General features: G+C 72.8%; 18 protein-coding genes. 6 read left to right on the top strand and 12 right to left on the bottom strand.

Annotation, left to right across the window (positions count from 1 at the left end; all coding sequences use genetic code 11):
• Positions 1-6: 6 nt before the first annotated feature.
• Positions 7-2,475: a SpoIIE family protein phosphatase gene (locus Drose_RS30775; protein ID WP_260724772.1), complete on the bottom strand. Its 2,469-nt coding sequence runs from the start codon at positions 2,473-2,475 to the stop codon at positions 7-9.
• Positions 2,476-2,664: 189 nt separating this feature from the next.
• Between Drose_RS30775 and Drose_RS30770 the strand changes: the two genes are divergently transcribed.
• Together Drose_RS30770 and Drose_RS30765 are read left to right on the top strand one after the other, a co-directional pair.
• Positions 2,665-3,933, top strand: a complete 1,269-nt coding sequence (locus tag Drose_RS30770) for a glycosyltransferase (RefSeq protein ID WP_260724771.1) — start codon at positions 2,665-2,667, stop codon at positions 3,931-3,933.
• A 253-nt stretch (positions 3,934-4,186) separates the two neighbouring features.
• The gene (locus tag Drose_RS30765) at positions 4,187-5,035 is read left to right on the top strand and encodes a SigB/SigF/SigG family RNA polymerase sigma factor (RefSeq protein WP_260724770.1); all 849 of its coding nucleotides are present in this window, start codon (positions 4,187-4,189) and stop codon (positions 5,033-5,035) included.
• An 84-nt stretch (positions 5,036-5,119) separates the two neighbouring features.
• On the opposite strand, the gene Drose_RS30760 is transcribed toward Drose_RS30765, so the two are convergent.
• From Drose_RS30760 to Drose_RS30745, 4 genes are read right to left on the bottom strand one after another with little or no spacing between them, the layout of a single operon-like run.
• Positions 5,120-5,869 (bottom strand): metallophosphoesterase family protein, encoded by a 750-nt coding sequence (locus Drose_RS30760; RefSeq protein WP_260724769.1) that lies wholly within the window; start codon positions 5,867-5,869, stop codon positions 5,120-5,122.
• Complete coding sequence (locus Drose_RS30755; RefSeq protein ID WP_260724768.1) at positions 5,866-6,111, bottom strand: hypothetical protein; 246 nt, start codon at positions 6,109-6,111, stop codon at positions 5,866-5,868. Before Drose_RS30755 ends, Drose_RS30760 begins: the two co-directional genes overlap by 4 nt.
• A 37-nt stretch (positions 6,112-6,148) precedes the next feature.
• Complete coding sequence (locus Drose_RS30750; protein WP_260724767.1) at positions 6,149-6,748, bottom strand: nucleotidyltransferase family protein; 600 nt, start codon at positions 6,746-6,748, stop codon at positions 6,149-6,151.
• 22 nt (positions 6,749-6,770) lie between these two features.
• Positions 6,771-7,169, bottom strand: coding sequence for a hemerythrin domain-containing protein (locus tag Drose_RS30745; RefSeq protein ID WP_260724766.1), 399 nt, complete (start codon positions 7,167-7,169; stop codon positions 6,771-6,773).
• A gap of 133 nt (positions 7,170-7,302) precedes the next feature.
• Between Drose_RS30745 and Drose_RS30740 the strand changes: the two genes are divergently transcribed.
• From Drose_RS30740 to rocD, 3 genes are all read left to right on the top strand, one after another.
• Complete coding sequence (locus tag Drose_RS30740) at positions 7,303-7,518, top strand: hypothetical protein (RefSeq protein WP_260724765.1); 216 nt, start codon at positions 7,303-7,305, stop codon at positions 7,516-7,518.
• A gap of 115 nt (positions 7,519-7,633) precedes the next feature.
• Positions 7,634-8,425 (top strand): dimethylargininase, encoded by a 792-nt coding sequence (gene ddaH / locus Drose_RS30735; RefSeq protein ID WP_260724764.1) that lies wholly within the window; start codon positions 7,634-7,636, stop codon positions 8,423-8,425.
• On the top strand, positions 8,422-9,639 hold the full coding sequence (rocD, locus tag Drose_RS30730) for an ornithine--oxo-acid transaminase (RefSeq protein WP_390891256.1): 1,218 nt from the start codon (positions 8,422-8,424) through the stop codon (positions 9,637-9,639). The genes ddaH and rocD overlap by 4 nt, the downstream gene beginning before the upstream one ends.
• A 61-nt stretch (positions 9,640-9,700) precedes the next feature.
• On the opposite strand, the gene Drose_RS30725 is transcribed toward rocD, so the two are convergent.
• From Drose_RS30725 to Drose_RS30700, 6 genes are all read right to left on the bottom strand, one after another.
• Positions 9,701-11,029: a nitric oxide synthase oxygenase gene (locus Drose_RS30725; protein WP_260724763.1), complete on the bottom strand. Its 1,329-nt coding sequence runs from the start codon at positions 11,027-11,029 to the stop codon at positions 9,701-9,703.
• A 222-nt stretch (positions 11,030-11,251) separates the two neighbouring features.
• Positions 11,252-12,406 (bottom strand): galactokinase, encoded by a 1,155-nt coding sequence (gene galK, locus Drose_RS30720; protein ID WP_260724762.1) that lies wholly within the window; start codon positions 12,404-12,406, stop codon positions 11,252-11,254.
• Positions 12,403-13,476 (bottom strand): galactose-1-phosphate uridylyltransferase, encoded by a 1,074-nt coding sequence (galT, locus tag Drose_RS30715; protein WP_260724761.1) that lies wholly within the window; start codon positions 13,474-13,476, stop codon positions 12,403-12,405. Before galT ends, galK begins: the two co-directional genes overlap by 4 nt.
• A gap of 14 nt (positions 13,477-13,490) precedes the next feature.
• Complete coding sequence (locus Drose_RS30710; RefSeq protein ID WP_260724760.1) at positions 13,491-14,270, bottom strand: DeoR/GlpR family DNA-binding transcription regulator; 780 nt, start codon at positions 14,268-14,270, stop codon at positions 13,491-13,493.
• A 243-nt stretch (positions 14,271-14,513) separates the two neighbouring features.
• Positions 14,514-16,667: a HelD family protein gene (locus tag Drose_RS30705; RefSeq protein ID WP_260724759.1), complete on the bottom strand. Its 2,154-nt coding sequence runs from the start codon at positions 16,665-16,667 to the stop codon at positions 14,514-14,516.
• 75 nt (positions 16,668-16,742) lie between these two features.
• A complete protein-coding gene (locus Drose_RS30700) occupies positions 16,743-17,396 on the bottom strand; it encodes a DedA family protein (RefSeq protein ID WP_260724758.1) in 654 nt (217 codons plus the stop codon).
• 36 nt (positions 17,397-17,432) lie between these two features.
• Between Drose_RS30700 and Drose_RS30695 the strand changes: the two genes are divergently transcribed.
• Positions 17,433-18,431, top strand: coding sequence for a saccharopine dehydrogenase family protein (locus Drose_RS30695; RefSeq protein ID WP_260729873.1), 999 nt, complete (start codon positions 17,433-17,435; stop codon positions 18,429-18,431).
• Here Drose_RS30695 and Drose_RS30690 read toward each other — a convergent pair.
• Entirely contained in the window at positions 18,369-19,370 is a 1,002-nt protein-coding gene (locus Drose_RS30690) for an alpha/beta fold hydrolase (protein ID WP_260724757.1), read from the bottom strand. The two genes, Drose_RS30695 and Drose_RS30690, sit on opposite strands and share 63 nt — an antisense overlap.
• Positions 19,371-19,451: the final 81 nt, after the last annotated feature.

Genomic DNA, 19,451 nt, shown 5'->3' with positions numbered 1-19,451 from the left:
CGGGAATCAGCGCACGTTGATCAGCATCGCGCAGACGTCCTCGTCGTCGGCCACGTTGAGCGCGCCGATCAGGTGCGCCACCACCGCGTCGAAGTCGCTCAGGTCGACGTGCTCACCGGCCCGGCGGACCAGGTCGAGGCCACCCCCGCGACGCCGGTCGACGCGGGCCTGGCCGCCGGTGTAGAGCAGCACCCGGTCACCCTGCTCCAGCGTGACCGTGGTGTCGGTGTACCGCATCTCGGCGATCTCACCCAGCGGCAAGCCGAGCGGCCCGGACAGCACCGAGCCCCGGCCCGCGGCCGTGTACCGGATCGGGGCGACCTGCCCGGCCGCCGCCCACCGCAGCTCCCGGGTCTCGGGGGCGAAACGGGCCACCACCAGACAGGCGGTGTGCTCCACCTCCATCGCGCAGAGCATGCCGTTGACCGCGGTCAGGATGTCCCCGGGCGACATGTCGAGCATCGCGTACGCCCGGACCGCGTACCGCAGCCGCGCCGCCGTCGTCATCGAGGAGAGGCCCTGCTCGTCGACGTCGCCGAGGACCAGCACGGTGCCGCCGTCGGGCAGGGCCGTCGCGTCGTACCAGTCGCCGTCGACGGTGCCGACCCGCTCGGGGGAGCGGCACCGGCCGCAGATCCCGATGCCCTCCATGTGCCCGAGCTCCGGGTCGGTCGGCAGCAGCGCGCGCTGCAGGGCCTCCGCGGCCCGCCGTTCGTCCGCGAGCCGGTGCCGCTGCGCCGCGAGCGCCTCCTCGGCGCGACGCAGCCGGGCCTCGATCGCCCGCTCCTCGGTGACGTCCTGCACGGTGCCGCGCACCGCGGTGACGTTGCCGGTGTCGTCGAAGATCGGCTCGGCGGTGAGCCGGAGCCGCCGGCCGTTGACCCGCCCGGCGCCGCGCGCCTCGGCGAGGAGGTGCTTGCCCTCCACGATCGTGCGACGGACCGCGTCCTGCACCGCGAGCAGGTCGTCGGGGTGGACGCTGGCGGTCAGTTCCTCGACCGGCACGCGGGCCGCGTCGCGCCCGCCGTGGAAGAGCCGGATGAGCTCGGGGGAGCAGCGCGGTTCCGGGTCGCGCAGCTCCCAGCAGAAGGAGCCGGTCCCGGCGATGCGCTCCGCCTGGAGGAGCTGGTCGTACATCAGGTCGGCCTCGGTGGCGACCCGCCAGACCGCGAACACCCGGTCCCAGAGTCGCACCGCGTGCACCGAGAGCGTCTGCGGGCCGGGCACGCCGTCCGTGCGCGGATCGGCCCGCAGCCCTTCCAGGCGCCTCGGCTGGCCGTCCTGCAACAGCCGGGCGAACTCCGGCAACAGCGTCGCGCTGCCCAGCGCCGGGTAAGCGGCCAGCAGCGTCGCCTCGTCCGGGTCGACGCGTGCCCCGGTGAAGATCTGCCGGGCGAGGCCGTTGGCGTATTCGACGCGGAAGTCGACGAGCTGCCCGTCCTCGGTGACCGGCGACAGCAGCGCCGCCGGATTGTGCAGGGCGTCGACGACGGTCGGCAGCCACACCTGCGCCGGCGCTGCCTGGCCGCTCTCCTCGCCCTCGACGTGGAACCAGGCGCTGGCGATCTCGTCGCCGATCAGCGCGTCGACCTGCCGCGCCACCGGCTCGAGCAGCGCTGCGACGTACCGCCGCAGCTCGTCGCCGTCCGGGAGCACCTCGGCCCAGGTCAGCAGGACGCCGCCGATGATCCGCTCGCCGGCGACCAGCGGTGCGGCGAGGATGGTCGCCCCGCTGAACGGCTGCTGCCCGATCACCGGGAAGCGCCGGGTGGCCTCGTCGTCGGCGGACAGCCAGAGCGTCTCGGCGTCCTGCACCGCGACGACCAGCGGCAGCGCCGGATCCGGCGGGATGCGGGACCAGCGGCTGCGCACCTCGCCGGCGACGCCGTGGGCGCCGACGCCGCGCTGTGCGCCGTCCGGGTCGACCAGCGTCAGCAGCACGGTCGACGGCGCCGGCCAGGCGGTCGGCGCGGTCCCGAGCACCGCACTGATCTCGTCGTAGCTGCGCGCCGCCGCGATCCGGGCGCTGAGCAACTGGTGCTGGGACTGCAGCGCCTCGACCTCGGGCGTGCGGCTGGCCCGGCGGCGGGCCGGGGAGGCCGCGGGGGCGGGGGAGGCGGGGGACGGCGCGGGCGGGCGCTCCCGCCGGCGCGCGACGTGCTGGCGCAGCTCGTCGTCGATGAGGTTCACCACATCCGGCGCGTTCGGGTCGGGTGACGTGGTCCCGACGATCGCGGCCGCGACCTCGATGAGCTTGATGTTGGTGCGCTGGGAGAGCCGCACGAGCTGGTCGAATCCCTGGTCGGGAGTGATGCCGAGCCGCTCGACGAGCACGCCCTTGGCCTGTTCGATGACCGCGCGGTTCCGCATGGCGGTGCGCACCCCGGTCAGCTCGGCCCGGAGCTTGGCGACGAGCGCCGCGAGCGCCTCGGCCGGCTCGGCGCTGCCGCCCTCGGCGGGGGCCTTGTCCACCATGCCTGCTGACGCCTCCTGCCGTGCCTCGAGACGGACCCACGGCGCGGGTCCGCCGGCGAGCCGGTAGCGACTCGCCCGTTGATGTTTACCACCAACTCGCTCGGGTAGGGGCCTTGGCAGGTCAGCAGCGTCGGCCACGTGGAGGTTTGCACAGGTGCTACGAGCAGCTTCGTCGTGGGCAGGTGAGCGTTGAAGGTCGCGCTGATCTCCGCCCAGGCGAGCCCGCTCGCCCTCGGCGGCCCGGGCACCGGTGGTCAGCATACGCATGTGGCGGCGCTCGCGGAGGCACTCGGCGGGCTGGGTCACGACGTGCGGGTGTACACCCGCCGCGACCGGCCCGACGTCGACGACACGGTGCCGTACGCCGAAGGCGTGACCGTCGAGCACGTGTCCGCCGGCCCGGCCGAGCCGATGCCGGTCGACGACCTGCTTCCCTTCATGGGTGACTTCGGCCGTGCGCTGGCGGCCCGCTGGCGCGACAACGGCCACGGCGAGACCCCCGACGTGGTCCACGCCCACTTCTGGCTGAGCGGCCTGGCCGCGCTGACCGCCACCGCCGAGCACCGGCTGCCGGTCATCGAGACGTACCACGGGCTCGGCGCCGTCAAGCGCCGCCACCTCAAGGATCGCGACAGCAGCCCGGAGCAGCGGGTCGGCCTGGAACGCACCCTCGGCACACTGGTCGACCGGGTCGTCGCCCAGTGCGAGGACGAGGTCACGGAACTCGGCCGCATGGGCATCCGTCGCGCCGACACGATCATCATCCCGTCCGGCGTCGACGGGGAGAGGTTCACACCCGCGGGCCCGGCCGCCGACCGCCCGCGGCCCGGACTGCGCCGGATCCTCAGCGTCGGCCCGCTCGTCGAGCGCAAGGGTTTCGCCGACCTCGTCGAGGCGCTGCGCCGGGTCCCCGGCGCGGAGCTGGTGATCGTCGGCGGCCCCGACCCGGCCCGGCTGGACCGGGACCCGGAGGCGCGGCGGCTCATGGAACTGGCGGACCGGTGCGGTGTCGGCGACCGGGTGCGGCTCATCGGCGCCGTGCCGCTGGACGAGCTGCCCGGCTGGTACCGCTCGGCCGACGTCCTGGGCTGCGCGCCGTGGTACGAGCCGTTCGGCCTCACCCCGCTGGAGGCCATGTCGTGCGGCGTGCCGATCGTCGCCTACGAGGTGGGCGGGATCGCCGAGAGTGTCATCGACAACGTGACCGGCGTGCTGGTGCCGCCCCGCGACACGTACGCGCTCGCCGGCGCCCTCCGCGGACTCCTCGGCGACGAGGTGCGCCGGATGAGCTACGCCAGCGCGGCGATCGACCGGGTCCGCAGCCGGTACACCTGGGAGCGCACCGCCGCCGACCTGCTGCGGGTCTACACGGCGGTGACCGGCGGTGCCGTGCAGTCGGACGACACCGGTGAGGACGCCGAGGAGGACGACGGGGCGTTGACCGAGGTTTCTGGCTGAGAGGCTCCGGGAGGTGTACGTGCCTTGCCTCGCCCGGCCGGAAGGCGGTACCTTTGGCTGACCCGCATCATCCGAACGGCTAACGGGCAATCCGCCGGTCGTTGTCGAGGCGTGATCGTCAAACAGCCGCGATCGCCGCCGCGGGATTCCTGCCGGGCGCTCGAGACCAGGGCGCCAGCCGGCATTCTTCCGCCCCGGCCGTGCGCTCCCCAGCACCGTCGCCCGGCCGGGCAGCAGGCAGGGGGACCCCCTCATGACCGTCACCGCGCATCGCGCCGCCCGGAAGACCCCGAAGACCAGCCCGGCGATCCCGGCCCAGCGGACCGGCCGTTCCGGCAACCGGGAGACGGAGGCCGCCGCACAGGCGCTCCTCACCCTGCTCGCCGACCTTCCCGCCGGGCCCGACCGCGACCGCGTCCGGGCCCGGCTGATCGAGCTGTACATCCCGCTGGCCGAATACCTCGCCCGGCGCTTCCGCAACCGCGGCGAACAGTTCGACGACCTCGTCCAGGTCGCCAACCTCGGCCTGATCAAGTCCGTCGACGGCTACGACCCGACGCGCGGCGCCGCGTTCACCAGCTACGCGATCCCGATGATCGTCGGCGAGCTCAAACGACACTTCCGCGACAAGGGCTGGGACGTCCGCGTCCCCCGCCGCCTCCAGGAACTGCGCCTGGAGATCAGCAAGGTCTCGGGCGACCTGGCCCAGGACCTCGGCCGCTCCCCGACCGTCACCGACCTCGCCACCCGCCTGAACGTGAGCGAAGAGGAGATCATCGAGGGCATCGAGTGCGGCCAGGCGTACCGGACGTTGTCCATCAACGCGCCGGCCGCCGGCGAGGAGAACGGCGTGGAGCTCGCCGAGATCCTCGGTGGCGTCGACCGCGACCTCGAGGCGGTCGACGACCGGCAGACGCTGCGTCCGCTGATCATCCAGCTACCGGCCCGTGAGCAGCGGATCCTCGCGATGCGCTTCGCCGGCAACCTGACCCAGACGCAGATCGCCGAGCGGCTCGGCATCTCACAGATGCACGTCTCGCGGCTGCTGGCGCACGCCCTGGCGTTCCTGAGGGAACGCCTCGCCGAAACCGGGCGGCGCTGAGGTGTCGAAGGCGGAACCGGGCGGCGCTGAGGCGCCGAAGGCGGAACCGGGCGGCGCTGAGGCGCCGAAGGCGGAACCGGCCGGTCAGACCGGAGCCAGCACCGACGACAACTGATAGACGTTGTAGGCCTGCTTGATCACGGGGTGGGCGACGTTGCGGACCGGCACGCCGCCCGGTGTCGTGCCCCGCTCCGAGCCGGCGTGGGCGTGCCCGTGCACCGCCAGCCCCACCGTCGGCGCGGCGTCGATCGCCTGCGCCAACTGGTACGAGCCGAGGAACGGGTAGATCTCCAGCGGCTCGCCCAGCAGCGTCTCCGGCACCGGCGAGTAGTGGGTGAGCGCGATCCGCACGTCGCAGTCGAGCTGGGCGAGCGCGTGGCCGAACCGCTCGGCGACCTCGCGGCCGTGCCGGGTGAACGCCTTCATCTCCGGCTCGCCGAACTCGCTCGCGCACGCGCCGGCGAACCCGCCGCCGAAGCCCTTGGTGCCGGCGATGCCGACCCGCACGCCGTCCAGGTCGACCACGGTGCCCGTGCACTCCAGCACGGTGAGGCCGGCGTCCTCCAGGACCTTCGCCACCTCGTACTCCTGGTCGCTGTGGTAGTCGTGGTTGCCCAGGATCGCGACGACCGGCACCGCCAGTCCGCCGAACTCCTGCGCCACGCACCGCGCCTCGTCGGTCGTGCCGTGCCGCGTCAGGTCGCCGGCCAGCAGCAGCACGTCGGCCTTCTCGCCGACGTGTTCGAGCGCCGGGCGGTAGCGGCCCAGCACATCAGCGTCGAGATGCACGTCGCCGACGGCCGCGACGCGCACGCGGTTCTCCCGGACCGTCACAGCTCCTCGACCTCCTCCGGCTCGTGCACCCGCGTGAGCCCGATGTTGCAGCGCACCGGCAGCTCCGGGAACGCCTCGGCAACCACCTGGCAGATCAGGTCGCGCCGCTCGGCGCTCTCGACCTCACCGACGAGGCTGATCCCACCTTCGGTACGCACGAAGCGGATGCCCTGCTCCGCGATGCGTTCGTCCTCGGCGAGCAGATGCTGCAGCTCGCTCTCGACGTACTGGTCGACGGTCATCGTCGTCCCCCTCAAACCCCAGGCCGGACAGCACGCACTAGACGGCGGCGGACAGCGCGCTCGCCTCCGACAACGACATGACGCCGAGGCGATCGATCAGGAACAGGAAAGCATGCGCGTACGGCGAGTGGGCCGTTTCCCGGAAGACCCGTGGCCAGTCGATCTGTTCCCGCAGCGAGCGCGCGACCGGCAGTCCCCGCGCGAAGTCGCAGTAGTGTGCCGACCAGGTCAGCACCTTGTGAATCATCAGCTCGGTCGCCGACAGCACCGGCATGTGGCAGGCGTTGACGGCGATGACATCCGTGTCGGTGAGTGTCGCGTCGGTCACCGGCCGCTGCACCGGGCAGAAGATGAAGTCGATCAGCAGATCCCCGTCCTCGGTCTGGTCCCAGGCCTTGACCAGCCAGCCCTCGGGCGGCACCTCGCAACGGAAGCCGACCTCGCCGAGGCCGGTCATGACGCGTTCGGCGTCCGCTTCCTTGATGAGGAAGTCGATGTCGTGGTCGACGGACTCGCCGCCGCGCGCATAGACCGCGAAGCTGCCCGCCAGGCAGAACGGGATGCCGGTCTCCTTGAGATGGAACGCCGCCTTCTTGAGCGTCGCGATCAGCGGCTGCCTGTTCTCGGGAACTGCCATGCGTACTGGCTTACCCGTCCGCTCATTCCGTCACACGCGCCGATCGCAGGCGCGGGAACAGTTCGGTCTCCTCCTCCTGCATGTGCTGGCGCACGGCGTCCAGCAGTGTGGCGAGCAGCCCGTCGAACGCCGGGTCCGTGTCGTCGAGCGCGCCGAGACGCGTGAGCAGCTCGTCCATCCGTCCGTGCTCGCCGGTCTCGTAGGCGACGATCGCCTCGCCGGCGGGCAACCGTTCGCGCAACGCGGGATGCAGGAGCGCCTCCTCGGCCCGGGTGTGCCGGTCGAGCAGCGTGATCGCCGCCGTGATCGCCGCCTGCCTGGCGGACGCCTCGGCGGACGTCTCGATCTCGGCGAACAGCGATTCGAGCCGCCGGTGGTCGGCCACGAGCAGGTCGATGAGGTCCTGCTCGTCCGGCGGCATGAGCCAAACCCCCACTCGGCAGAAAGCGGCAGCGCACCAGGGGCGTACCCGGACAGGTGGAAGGCTAACCGTCCTGATCGATTTGGGCGGGTCGCCTTCCGCCACTGTTGGCACCTGTGTTCGAATACTGCCTGTGGAGCGCAGAAAACACTGGTGGAACGGGAACTGGGGCCGGCTCGCCCGGCGCGACGTGTACCTGTTCGAGGACGCGGGCAACTGGTGGGTCGAGTCCCGCGAGGGCGGCGCCGACGGGCGCTGCCGGCGCTACGAGTTCGGCGACGAGGACGCCGCGATGGACTGCGTCTCCGGGCTGCTGGCGCGGCCCGGCAACTGGCGGCAGCTCGGCTAGGTCTCGGATGGACGCAACAAATCGTTGCTCGGTGGCGGTACAAGACAAGAAACATGCACCAAGAAGCAGCGGATCGCAATGGTTCGCCGCCCTGGCCGCACCGTAGGTTTTGCTCATGAGCCGTCGTTATCTGATGTGTCGACCCACACACTTCGCCGTGGACTACGCGATCAATCCGTGGATGGACCCGACCGCGCCCGTCGACGTCGAGCGGGCCGTCGCGCAGTGGACGACGCTGTACGAGCTCTACCTGTCGCTCGGACACACCGTCGACCTGATCGACCCGGTGCCCGGCCTGCCGGACATGGTCTTCGCCGCCAACGGTGCCACGGTCGTCGACGGCAAGGTCTACGGCGCGCAGTTCCGCCACCCGGAGCGCGCCGACGAGGGCCCGGCCTACCTGTCGTGGTTCGCGCGCAATGGCTTCGACGTCCACGCCGCGAAGAACGTCAACGAGGGCGAGGGCGACCTCCTGCTCGCCGGTGCGGTCATCCTCGCCGGCACCGGGCTGCGCACCGAGCACGCCGCCCACCTCGAGGCGCAGGAGCTCTTCGGCCGGCCGGTGATCAGCCTGCAGCTCGTCGATCCCCGGTACTACCACCTCGACACCGCGCTGACGGTGCTGTCGCACGACAACATCGCCTACTACCCCGGGGCGTTCTCGCCCGGCAGTCAGGAAGTGCTGCGACGGCTGTACCCCGAAGCCGTCGTCGCCACCGCCGGGGACGCCGCCGTGCTGGGGCTCAACGCCGTCAGTGACGGAGATCGCGTGGTGCTGCCGGCCGCGGCCACCGCGCTCGCCGGAGCGCTAGCGTCGAAGGGATTCCAACCGGTGCCGGTCGACGTGTCCGAGCTGCACAAGGCCGGCGGCGGACCCAAGTGCTGCACGTTGGAGGTGCGGGCATGACCGCGGCGATGACGGACCGTACCACCCCTGCGGTGGCGGAGGCCGAGCGCTGGACGGCGCACAACTACCACCCGCTGCCCGTGGTCATCGCCGAGGCCGAGGGCGCCTGGGTGACCGACGTTGACGGCCGCCGGTACCTCGACTGCCTCGCCGGCTACTCGGCGCTGAACTTCGGCCACCGCCACCCCGGCCTCGTCGCGGCGGCGCGCGAACAGCTCGACCGGGTGACGCTGACCAGCCGCGCCTTCCTGCACGACCAGTTCGGCCCGTTCTGCCACGAGCTCGCCGAACTGTGCGGCAAGGACCTCGTGCTGCCGATGAACACCGGCGCCGAGGCCGTCGAGACCGCGATCAAGGTGTCCCGCAAGTGGGGGTACAAGGTCAAGGGCGTCCCCGACGGCCGGGCCACGATCGTCGTCGCCGACGGCAACTTCCACGGCCGCACCACGACGATCGTCAGCTTCTCCACCGACCCCGATGCCCGTGCCGACTACGGCCCGTTCACGCCGGGGTTCCGGATCGTGCCCTACGGCGACCTCGACGCCCTCGCCGCGGCGATCGACGAGACCACCGTGGCGGTGCTCGTCGAGCCGATCCAGGGCGAGGCGGGTGTGCTCGTGCCACCGGCCGGCTACCTGACCGGCGTCCGGGCGCTGTGCACCGGCCGCAACGTCCTCTTCGTGGCCGACGAGATCCAGTCCGGCCTGGGCCGCACCGGCGACACGTTCGCCTGTGACGACGAGGGTGTCGTTCCTGACATGTACGTGCTGGGCAAGGCCCTCGGCGGCGGCGTCGTCCCGGTGTCGGCCGTCGCCGCCTCCCGCGGGGTCCTCGGCGTGCTGCGCCCCGGCGAGCACGGCTCCACGTTCGGCGGCAACCCGCTGGCGTGCGCGGTCGCCCGGGCGGTCGTCGCCCTGCTGAACACCGGCGAGCCGCAGGCCCGCGCCAAGGAGGTCGGCGCGCACCTGCACGCCCGCCTCGGCACGCTGGTCGGCAAGGGCCTGACCGCCGTCCGGGGCCGCGGCCTCTGGGCCGGGATCGACATCGACCCGGCGCTCATGACCGGCCGCGAGGCGAGCGAGCGACTGATGGCCAGGGGTGTGCTGGCCAAGGACACCCACGGCTCGACCCTTCGACTGGCCCCGCCGCTGGTGGTCACCCGCGAGGAGATCGACCTGGCCGTCGACGCCCTGGCCGAGGTGCTCAGCTCCTGAGCGCCCCGGCCCGGTGGTGCGGTTGTGGCGCCCGGCGCCACAACCGCACCGGCCAGTGGGTCTAGAAATCAGAGAGTTCAGCAGCAGTGGGTTCAGAACCGTCTCGCGTCGCGGCCGTCGCCTGCTCCGGAGCGGATCCGGCCGTGCCGGCCGGCCCGGCCGGCCCGGCCGGCACGGCCGAAGGCTCGTGGAACGGGCAGCGCCCCGCACCCGCCGCCGGTGTGATCGGCGAGCGGCCCCGGCGACCCAGCTCACGCGCGTCGCTGTCGAGATAGAAGGCGGGACGCTGGTCGGCCTCGGCGTAGTACCGGTGGAAGACCCCCGTCGCACCCCCGCTCATCGGCGGCACGATCCACGTCCAGTCCGCCGGGGTCGTCCGGCCCGCGCGCTCCTCGCTCGCCACGTGCGCCAGGAACCGTTCCGACTCCGTGTGGTGGTCACTGATCCGCGCGCCCGCCCGGTCGAACGACCACAGCACCGCCCGGTTCAGCTCCACCAGGGCCCGGTCCTTCCACAGCGACCGCTCGGTGCTCGTGTCCAGCCCCAGCCGCTCCGCGACCACCGGCAGCAGGTTGTAGCGGTCCGCGTCGGCGAGGTTGCGCGCGCCGATCTCGGTGCCCAGGTACCAGCCGTTGAAGGGCGCCAGCGGGTAGTCGACCCCGCCGATGGTCAGGCGCATGTTCGAGATCGCCGGGATCGCGTGCCAGCGCAGGCCGAGCTCGGCGAACCAGCGGTACTCCGGATGCGCGATCGGCACCTCCCAGACCGCGTGCTCAGGCAGCTCGTAGAGGTTCACGTCCCCGGCGGGGCCCTCGATCGCGAGCGGGAGCACGTCGAACGGGTTGTCCGGCTTGCCGCGCCAGCCGTACTGCTGGAGCGTCTCGGTGAACGGCACGTACCGCGGGTCGCCGACGACCGTGCCGTCCGCGTGGCGGTGCCCGGCGTAGCGGATGAGCTGCTCGTTCCACAGGCGGGTGCCGGCGCGGCCCGGCACGTGCGGCGCGAAGACCGAGATGACCGGCCGGATCACGTTGCGTTCCCGCTGGCCGGCGAGGCCCAGGTGGCGGACGAGTTCCTCGAAGACCTCGTCCGGCGCGCTGACCTCGCGCAGGTCCCGGAGCACGAGGCTGCGCCAGTACAGGCGGCCGATGCAGCGGCTCGCGTTGCGCCAGGCCACCCGGGCGCCGAAGAGGAGTTCCGCGTACGTGTGGGTGTACGTGCCGGTGGCGGCGATCTCCGCCCGGACCTCGGCGATCCGCTCGCGGCCTTCGCCGTGCTGCGGGTTCTCGCGGTGGAACAGCGCGAGGAATTCCTCGGCCTCTGCGGGGTCCACCGGTGTGTGCGGATCCCATTGCGGTCCTGGCGTGTCGCGGTATCCAGGCACGCTCACGCTTGTCCTCCCAACGCTGGCGGGGGTTCCCAGGGGTCGTGAGGAACCAATGTTGGGGGGCCGGTAACGGCCGAGGTCGCACAATGTGTGCGTCCGGGCGGACCGGCGGAGCGCGCCGGCCGCTGGCCGTCGGCGGCGGCCGCTACGACCCCGGCACGCTCGAGGTCCGGGCGAAATAGCTGCGGTTCCGGTCGTCCGCGGCGAGCGTGTCGACGTCCGCGGCTACGACCACCGCCGACCGGGCCGCCGCGCGGCTCGTCCGCCGACGTCGCGGGTGCCTTCCCCGGGGGTGACGACAAACGTGTCGGGAGGCGTGAAGCCGTCGGCGGCGAACGCCTCCCGCACCGCCGCCGCGACGGTGTCGCGGTGCTCCTCGTCGACCAGCGCGAGGACACACCCGCCGAAGCCGCCGCCGGTCATCCGCGCGCCGTACGCACCGTGCTCCAGCGCCACCCGCACCGCCGTGTCGACCTGCGGCACGGTGATCTCGTAGTCGTCGCGCATCGACTCGTGCGACGCCGTCATCAGCGGGCCGACCGCCCGCACGTCCCCGGCGCGCAGCGCCGCCACGGTGTCCAGGACCCGCTGGTCCTCGGTGACCACGTGCCGGACCCGTTTGCGCAGCACCTCGTCGCCGAGCTCGGCGAGGGCGTCGGGCAGACCGTCCGCGTCGACGTCGCGCAGCGCCGCCACGCCGAGGATCTTCGCCGCCTCCTCGCACGACCGGCGCCGGGCCGCGTACTCGCCGCTCACGTGGGCGTGCGGAGCCTTGCTGTCGACCACCAGCATCGCCAGCCGCTCGGCGGCGAGGTCGAACGGCACGTGCTCGGTGGCCAGCGACCGGCAGTCGAGGAACAGCGCGTGCCCGGCCCGGCACAGCGTGGCCGCGGCCTGGTCCATGATGCCGGTCGGGGCGCCGACGTACTCGTTCTCGGCCCGCTGGGCCAGCCGCGGCCGCAGCGGCATCGGCAGGTCCGCGCCGGCCAGGTCCACGAGGGCCGCCATGACCGCGCACTCGATGGCGGCGGAACTGGACAGCCCGGCGCCGAGCGGCACGTCGGAGGTCACCTTGAGGTCGGCACCCGGCACGTCGTGGCCGGCCTCGCGCAGCACCCACACGATCCCGGCGACGTAGGCGGCCCAGCCCCCGACCCGCTCGTCCGGGCCGAAGCGCACGGTCTCACCGGTCGTCTCCGACCACACCGTCCACTCGGGACGGTCGCGCCGCGTCGCGGCCACCACCGTGCTGTGGGGGAGCGCGAACGGCAGGACGAACCCGTCGTTGTAGTCGGTGTGCTCGCCGATGAGGTTGACCCGCCCCGGGCTCGCCCACACGGCGTCGTAACCGCCCGCCGGAAGCCGTCCGACAGCCGTCACAGCCGGACCCCCTGCAGCATCTCGGCGGCCTGCTCCGGCCGCACGTCGTTGACGAACACACCCATGCCGGACTCGGAGCCGGCGAGGTACTTGAGCCTGCCCGGCGCCCGCCGGGTGCTGAACACCCGCAGGTGCAGGTACGCGAGGTCCCGGTCGACCCGCGCCGGTGCCTGGTGCCAGGCCGAGATGTACGGCATCGGCAGCCCGAACAACCCGTCGAGGCGGCGCAGCGTCTCCAGGTAGAGCGGGCCGAACGCGTCGCGCTCCGCGCCGCTCAGCGCCGGGATGTCCGGGACCTGGCGGTGCGGGTACAGGTGGATCTCGAACGGCCAGCGCGCCGTCGCCGGCACGAAGGCGGTCCAGTGCTCGTTGAACGCGACCACCCGCGTGCCGTCGGCCCGCTCGGCGGCCAGCAGGCCGGCGAAGAGGTTGCCACCGCTGTGCGAGCGAGCGGACCGCAGCATCCGGTGGGTCCGCGGGGTCACGAACGGGTACGCGTAGATCTGGCCGTGCGGGTGGTGCAGCGTCACCCCGATCTCCTCGCCGCGGTTCTCGAAGCAGAACACCTGCTCGACGTCGTCGCGGGTGTTCAGGTCGGCGGTCCGGTCGGCCCACGCCTCGACGACCGTGCGCACCCGGTCCGGGGAGAGCGAGGCGAACGAGGCCTCGTGGTCGGAGGTGAAGCAGACGACCTCACACCGGCCGGCGGCCGGGCGGGTCGGCACCAGGCCGGGCAGGAGGTCACCCCGCGCCGGGCCGACCCGATGGCTGAAGGACGGGAAGCGGTTCTCGAACACCACCACGTCGTACTCGGCGGAGGGGATCTCGCTCTGCCACTCCGGCGTCGACGGGCACAACGGGCACTGGTCGGACGGCGGGAGGAACGTTCGGGTCTGCCGGTGCGTGGCGATCGCCACCCACTCGTCGAGCACCGGGTCGTGTCGCATCTCCGAGGCGGGCGGCGGCGGGGGGAGGTCCCGCCGGTCGGCGGCGTCCCGGGTCGCGTCGTCGCGCTCGTCGAAGTAGATGAGTTCCCGGCCGTCGGCGAGGTGGGTGACCGTGCGCTTCACTCGTTCTCCAGGTCCTAACCGTTCGGATCGACGACGATCAGCTCGCCGACGCGCTCGGCGAGCTGGACCCGCGCCTCGGTGGCGAGCCCGACGTCGGTGATGAGGATGTCCGCCTCGTCGAGCGGGGTGATGGTCGCGATACCGACCATTTCCCACTTCGTGTGGTCGGCCAGCACGACGAGGCGTCGTGCGGCGGCGACCAGCAGGCGGTTGGTGCCGGCCTCCATGAGGTTGGGGGTGGTGAAGCCGGTGCGCGGGCTCATCCCGTGGACGCCGAGGAACAGCACGTCGACGTTGAGGGAGCGGATCGCCGCCTCTGCCACCGGGCCGGCGAGAGCGTCGGAGGGCGTGCGGATCCCGCCGGTGAGCACGACCGTCTGGTCGGGCCGCCCGGCGTGGTACAGGGTGTCGGCGACCGGGATCGAGTTGGTGACGACCGTCAGTCCCGGGACGTCGACGAGGTGTGCGGCGAGGGCGGCGGTGGTGGTGCCCGCCGAGAGCGCGACCGCGGTGTGCGGCTCGATGAGCTTCACGGCCCGCTCGACGATCGCGGCCTTCTCGTTGCGCTGGCGCACCGACTTGGCGTCGAAGCCGGGCTCCTCGGTCGAGCCGGGGCCGGCGATCGTGGCGCCACCGTGCACCTTGTCGACCAGGCCACGGTCGGCGAGCGCCTCGAGGTCGCGCCGGACGGTCATGTCGGAGACGCCGAACTGGCGGACCAGTTGGCTCACCCGCACGCCGCCGTGGCGGCGGACAAGGTCGAGGATGGCCGCCTGACGTTGCTGTGCGAGCATCACGCCGTTCCCTTCGCAGGCGCAGCGGACGGTGCGGCCGCGCGCATGACCGTTTCCGGAATGGATTCCACCGCAGACGTTACGTCGCGGGGACGGCTGGGCACCCTGCCGACCCGGCCGAAGTCCGGGCGCGCTCGCATGGCCTACAGCTTCGAACCTGGCCGACCAGAAGTCAACAAATTCAAACAGGACGGTGCGCTGGATCGCGCGGTCCCGGGCGCTTCGGGCGCTTCCGGGGGCCGATCAGTACGGCCGGGTTCCCACCGTCGTCAGGCGTTGTGTCGCCCGGGACAGGGCCACGTACAGCGTCCGGAAGCCCGTCGCCGACTCCGCGCGGATGTCGGCCGGCTCGACGACCAGCACGCCGTCATACTCCATGCCTTTCGAGTCCAGCGCGCCCACCGTCTGGAGCCGCTCCGGGCCCAGCCCGTCGACCCACTTCGCGACCTCGTCGCGGCGGCCGGTCGGGGTGATCACGCCGACGGTGCCCTCCACCTGGTCCAGCAGGGCCTGCGCCGCCTCACGGACCGCCGGCTCCAGGTCCTCGACGACCCGCTCGACCGGCGCCACGCCCGACGACCGCACCGCCGTCGGCAGCTCGATGTCCGGCTGGGCCTGCCGGATCACCCGCGCGGCGGTCGCGAAGATCTCGGCCGAGTTGCGGTAGTTGGTGGTCAGCGTGAAGCCCGAGCGCCGCCGGGTGCCCACCGCGCCGTCCATCGCCCGCTCCGCCTCGGCCGGGTCGGCCCACGCCGCCTGGGCCGGGTCACCGACGATCGTCCAGGTCGCGTGCGGACCGCGGCGCCCGATCATGCGCCACTGCATCGGCGACACGTCCTGCGACTCGTCGACGATGATGTGCGCGTAGTCGCGGTAGTCCTCCGGTCGCTCGACCGCCCGCGCGCGGGCCGCCGCCATCCGGTCCGCATACGTCGTCACCTCGCGCACACCCTCCGCGACCTGGAAGGGGTCGCGCGGCGGCCGGCGGCGGACCGGCGGGTCGCCGAGGAGCTCGTGCAGCTCGTCGAGCAGCGCGACGTCCTCGACCGACGGGTCGTCCGGGCGGATCGAGCCGGACAGCGTGGCGATCTCGCGGTTGCTGAGCACCCCGTTGGCCCAGCGCGAGAGCCGCCGCCGGTCGGTCAGCCAGCCGAGCACGCCGGCCGGGCGCAGCACCGGCCACCAGCCGCGCATGAACTGGATGAACTCCGGCCGCTCCGCGATGTCCGGCGCGAACTCCTCGCGGTGCTGCTGCCGGCTCGACGGCAGCAGTTCGACGCTCTGCCGCCACAGCGTGTCGAGCACGTGCCCGGCCGCCTTGGCCCGGGCGGCGTTGCGCTTCACGCCCAGGTTCAGCACGGTGCGGCGCAGGTCGTCGAGCGCCGGCTTGTCGAGGCTCAGCAGCTCCCCGCGGTACAGGATCCGGAGGCGGTCCGGCGAGTCCGGCACGGGGGCGCGGGCCGCGCGGGCCAGGACCCGCTGCATGCGGAGCGTTCCCTTGACGGCGGCGACCTCCGGCGGCTCGTGGCGGGTCGCCTGCACGCCCTCGACGAGCTGCCCCAGGGAGCGCAGCGTCGCGGTGTCCTCACCCAGCGACGGCAGCACCCGCGACACGTAGCCGACGAACACGTCCGACGGCCCGACGACGAGCACGCCGCCCGACTCGTACCGGTTACGGTCCGCATACAGCAGGTAGGCCGCCCGGTGCAGCGCGACCGCGGTCTTGCCGGTGCCGGGGCCGCCGCGCACGACGGTCACTCCGGACGCGGGGGAGCGGATCGCGTCGTCCTGCTCCCGCTGGATCGTGGCGACGATGTCCTTCATGCCGCGGCCGGTGGCGCGGGAGAGGTTGGCGAGCAGCGCACCGTCCCCGATCACCGCCATGGACTCCGGGGCGCCCGCCGGGTCGAGGAGGTCGTCCTCGATGCTCACGACCTTCTCGTTGGTACTCCTGATGCTCCGTCGCCGCACCACACCCATCCGGTCGGCGGGAGTGGCCCGGTAGAACGGCGCGGCGGCGGGGGCGCGCCAGTCGACGACGAGCGAATCGTAGGACTCGTCCCGCAGGCCGAGCCGGCCGATGTAGCGCACCTCGCCGTCGGGCACCGCGGGCTCGACGGCGGCCGCGTCGGCGCCGGAGACCCCGTCGGGCCCCAGGTCGAGTCGGCCGAAGACCAGCCCGTCGTGCTCGCTCTCCAGGGCCCGGCGGCGCCGGGCGGCGTGGTAGACCATGGCGTCGCGCTCGACGAGTGCGCCGAAGTTGCCGACCCGGGCGAGGCTGTAGCCGGCCTTCTCCACCTCGGCGGCGGAGACGCGTAGCTGGTCGAGCCGGACGTAGACCCGGTCCAGGTAGGCCTGCTCGGCGGCGATCTCCGACTCGCGAACCGCGTCGCTCAACGCCCTACTCCTGCCGCCGCCGGAAAAACAACCCCGAAAGCCTACTCGTGCGTCCGGGGCACCGTGCTGTCGGCGTCAGTCGTGGGCGGTCGCGGGCTCCTTATCCGCCGCTTCGCGCAGGGCCTTGGCCTCGGCAGCGGCCTTGCGACGCAGGTAGAACGTCGTGATCAGGCCGGCGACGACCGCCGCCGCCAGTGCGATCCAGGAGAAGTCCTTGAGCCACTTCTCCGCGACCCGGCCGACCGAGTAGATCGCGAACACGGTGCCGAAGGCCCACGTTAGCCCGCCGAGGGCGTTGGCGGCGAGAAACCGGCCATACGGCACGTGCAGCGCACCGGCGAGCGGGCCGGCCAGGATGCGCAGCAGCGCGATGAACCGGCCGAAGAACACGGCCCAGACACCCCACCGCTGGAAGGCCCGCTCGGCCTTCGCGAGGTGGGCGGGGCCGAAGTGCTTCGGGAACCGCCGGCCGAAGCGCTCCAGGAGGCGCCGGCCGCCCCGGCGGCCGATGAGGTAGCCGATGGAGTCGCCGATGATGGCGCCCGCCGACGCGGACCCCGCGACCAGCCAGGGGCTGATCTTGGTCCCGACGGACAGCAGCGAGGCGGTCACGAGCGCGACCTCACCCGGGAGCGGGATGCCCATGCTCTCGACGCCGATGACGCCGCCGACCAGGAGGTAGATCCAGACCGGGGAGAGCGTGCCCATCCACTCCTCGATGAAATGCACCCGGTAACCCTCTCATACTGTCGTGGTGTGACGTGGATGGTGTACGGCGCGAACGGCTACAGCGGGCGGCTGCTGGCCCGGCTGGCGGTCGACCGTGGGGAGCGTCCGATCCTGGCGGGACGATCCCGGTCCAGTGTGGCTCCCCTGGCGGACGAACTGGGGTTGTCCTATCGGATAGGCGACCCGGCGGCCGTACCCCTGGACGGCGTCGACACGGTGGTCAACTGCGCCGGCCCCTTTGCCGCCACCGCCGCGCCCCTGGTCGCGTCGTGCCTCTCGGCGGGCAAACACTATCTCGACATCACCGGCGAGCTCGACGTCCTCGACCGGATGTTCACCCAGGACGCCGCGGCCCGGGCGGCGGGCGTCGTGATGATCACCGGTGCGGGCTTCGACGTGGTCCCGACCGACTGCCTGGCCGCCGGGCTGGCCGCCGCCGTCCCCGACGCGGTCGCCCTGGAGCTGGCGTTCCACGCTCCGGGCGGGCTCAGCCGCGGCACCGCCCGCACCGCGCTCGGCGAGGCGGCCGCGGGTGGCCTGCGCCGGGTCGACGGTGTCCTGGTCCCGACCCGGTTCGGCACTCCGTCCCGTGCGGTCCCGTTTCCGTCCGGCCCGCGGACCGTGGGCGCGACCCGCTGGGGCGACCTCGTCACGGCGTACCGCTCGACCGGCATTCCGAACATCACCGTCTACACGAGCCTTCCGCGCAACGCCGGCTCCCCGCTGGTGAAGGTGCTCGGGTTCGGCCCGCTGCGCACGCTCGCACAGGCCCTCGTGCGCCGGGGCGGCCCGTCGCGGGAGCGCCGCTCGGCGACCGGCTGCGAGGTCTGGGCCGAGGTCCGCGACGCCGCCGGCAACCCGCGCTCGGCGACCCTGACCGGCCCGAACGCCTACGCACTCACCGCCGACGCGACGCTACGGGCCGTGCGGGAGGTCCGCGCGGGCACCGTCCCAGCCGGCGTCCACACCCCGTCACAGGCGCTGGGCGCCGACTTCGTCCGGCGGCTGAGCGGGGTCGAGGTGCACCTGGGCTGAGGCGCGCTCGCGGACGGCCGGGTCCACCGAGGCGCGCCGGATGACGGAGACGATCGCGTCGGTCACCGCGTCGGGGCGCTCCATCGGCAGCATGTGGCCGGCCTGGTCGCAGATCACCAGGTCGGCGTCGGGCAGCTCGCGCGCGATCGTCTCCGCGCAGGCCGGTGGGGTCAGCCGGTCCAGCGAGCCGACGAGCACCGCCGCGGGAAGGCCCCGCATCGCGGCCAGTGTCTCGACCCGGTGGTGCAGGTCGACCGACGGGCGGAAGCCGCCGATCGCGCACAGCGGGGCGTTGCCGACCATCGACGCGGTCAGGGCCACCCAGCTCGTGTCGACCCGCTGGCCGAACACCAGCCAGCGCACGCCCGGTGCGAGCAGCGGCATCAGCCGGCGATGCGGTCGCCAGGCGCCGGACCGGGCGAGCAGGCCCGCGCCCTGGATCTCCAGGATGCGCATGACCCGGGCGAGCCGGGGGCTGAGGCCGTAGCTGGTGCGGGACGAGCCCTCCGCCGAGGTGGAGATCAGCACCACACCGACCACCCGGTCGGCGAACGCCGCGGCATGGCGATGCGCGTACTCCATGATCGCCATCCCGCCGAGCGAGTGCCCGGCCAGCACGATCGGGCCCTCGGGGACCAGTTGCTCGATGACCTCGGCAAGATCGTCACCGAGCTGTTCGAGCGTGGCGTCGGCGCCGTGGGTGGCCGAGGAGCGGCCGTGGCCGCGCAGGTCGAAGGCGAGCACCCGCACCGGAGCGCCGAGCCGGCCGGCCAGGTCGGCGATCTGGTGACGCCAGAGGCGGTTGTCGAGCGTCCAGCCGTGCAGGAGGACCACCGTTACGGGCGCCGCGCCCGAGGCCGACGGCGCGGCGGGGTGGAGCAAGCTGTACAGGCGGGCGCCGTCCTTGAGCCTGATGGGGGGTGAGGCGACGGAACCCATGGCCAATTGTTACCCGGAAGTACGTCGAATTACTCCGTCGCGGACCAGAGGGATTTCGAGAGTGTTACGGACCGGAAACGG

The sequence above is a fragment of the Dactylosporangium roseum genome, assembly GCF_025264685.1.
Classification (GTDB): Bacteria; Actinomycetota; Actinomycetes; order Mycobacteriales; family Micromonosporaceae; genus Dactylosporangium; species Dactylosporangium roseum.
Note: the sequence above shows the minus strand (reverse complement) of the source record. Positions and strands in the feature narration are given on the sequence as shown.

Coding starts and splice junctions, on each gene's coding strand:
- Drose_RS30775 (WP_260724772.1), bottom strand. CDS start 2,475: ATGGTGGACAAGGCCCCCGCCGAGGGCGGCAGCGCCGAGCCGGCCGAG.
- Drose_RS30765 (WP_260724770.1), top strand. CDS start 4,187: ATGACCGTCACCGCGCATCGCGCCGCCCGGAAGACCCCGAAGACCAGC.
- Drose_RS30755 (WP_260724768.1), bottom strand. CDS start 6,111: ATGACCGTCGACCAGTACGTCGAGAGCGAGCTGCAGCATCTGCTCGCC.
- Drose_RS30750 (WP_260724767.1), bottom strand. CDS start 6,748: ATGGCAGTTCCCGAGAACAGGCAGCCGCTGATCGCGACGCTCAAGAAG.
- Drose_RS30745 (WP_260724766.1), bottom strand. CDS start 7,169: ATGCCGCCGGACGAGCAGGACCTCATCGACCTGCTCGTGGCCGACCAC.
- ddaH (WP_260724764.1), top strand. CDS start 7,634: ATGAGCCGTCGTTATCTGATGTGTCGACCCACACACTTCGCCGTGGAC.
- rocD (WP_390891256.1), top strand. CDS start 8,422: ATGACCGCGGCGATGACGGACCGTACCACCCCTGCGGTGGCGGAGGCC.
- Drose_RS30710 (WP_260724760.1), bottom strand. CDS start 14,270: ATGCTCGCACAGCAACGTCAGGCGGCCATCCTCGACCTTGTCCGCCGC.
- Drose_RS30695 (WP_260729873.1), top strand. CDS start 17,433: ATGGTGTACGGCGCGAACGGCTACAGCGGGCGGCTGCTGGCCCGGCTG.
- Drose_RS30690 (WP_260724757.1), bottom strand. CDS start 19,370: ATGGGTTCCGTCGCCTCACCCCCCATCAGGCTCAAGGACGGCGCCCGC.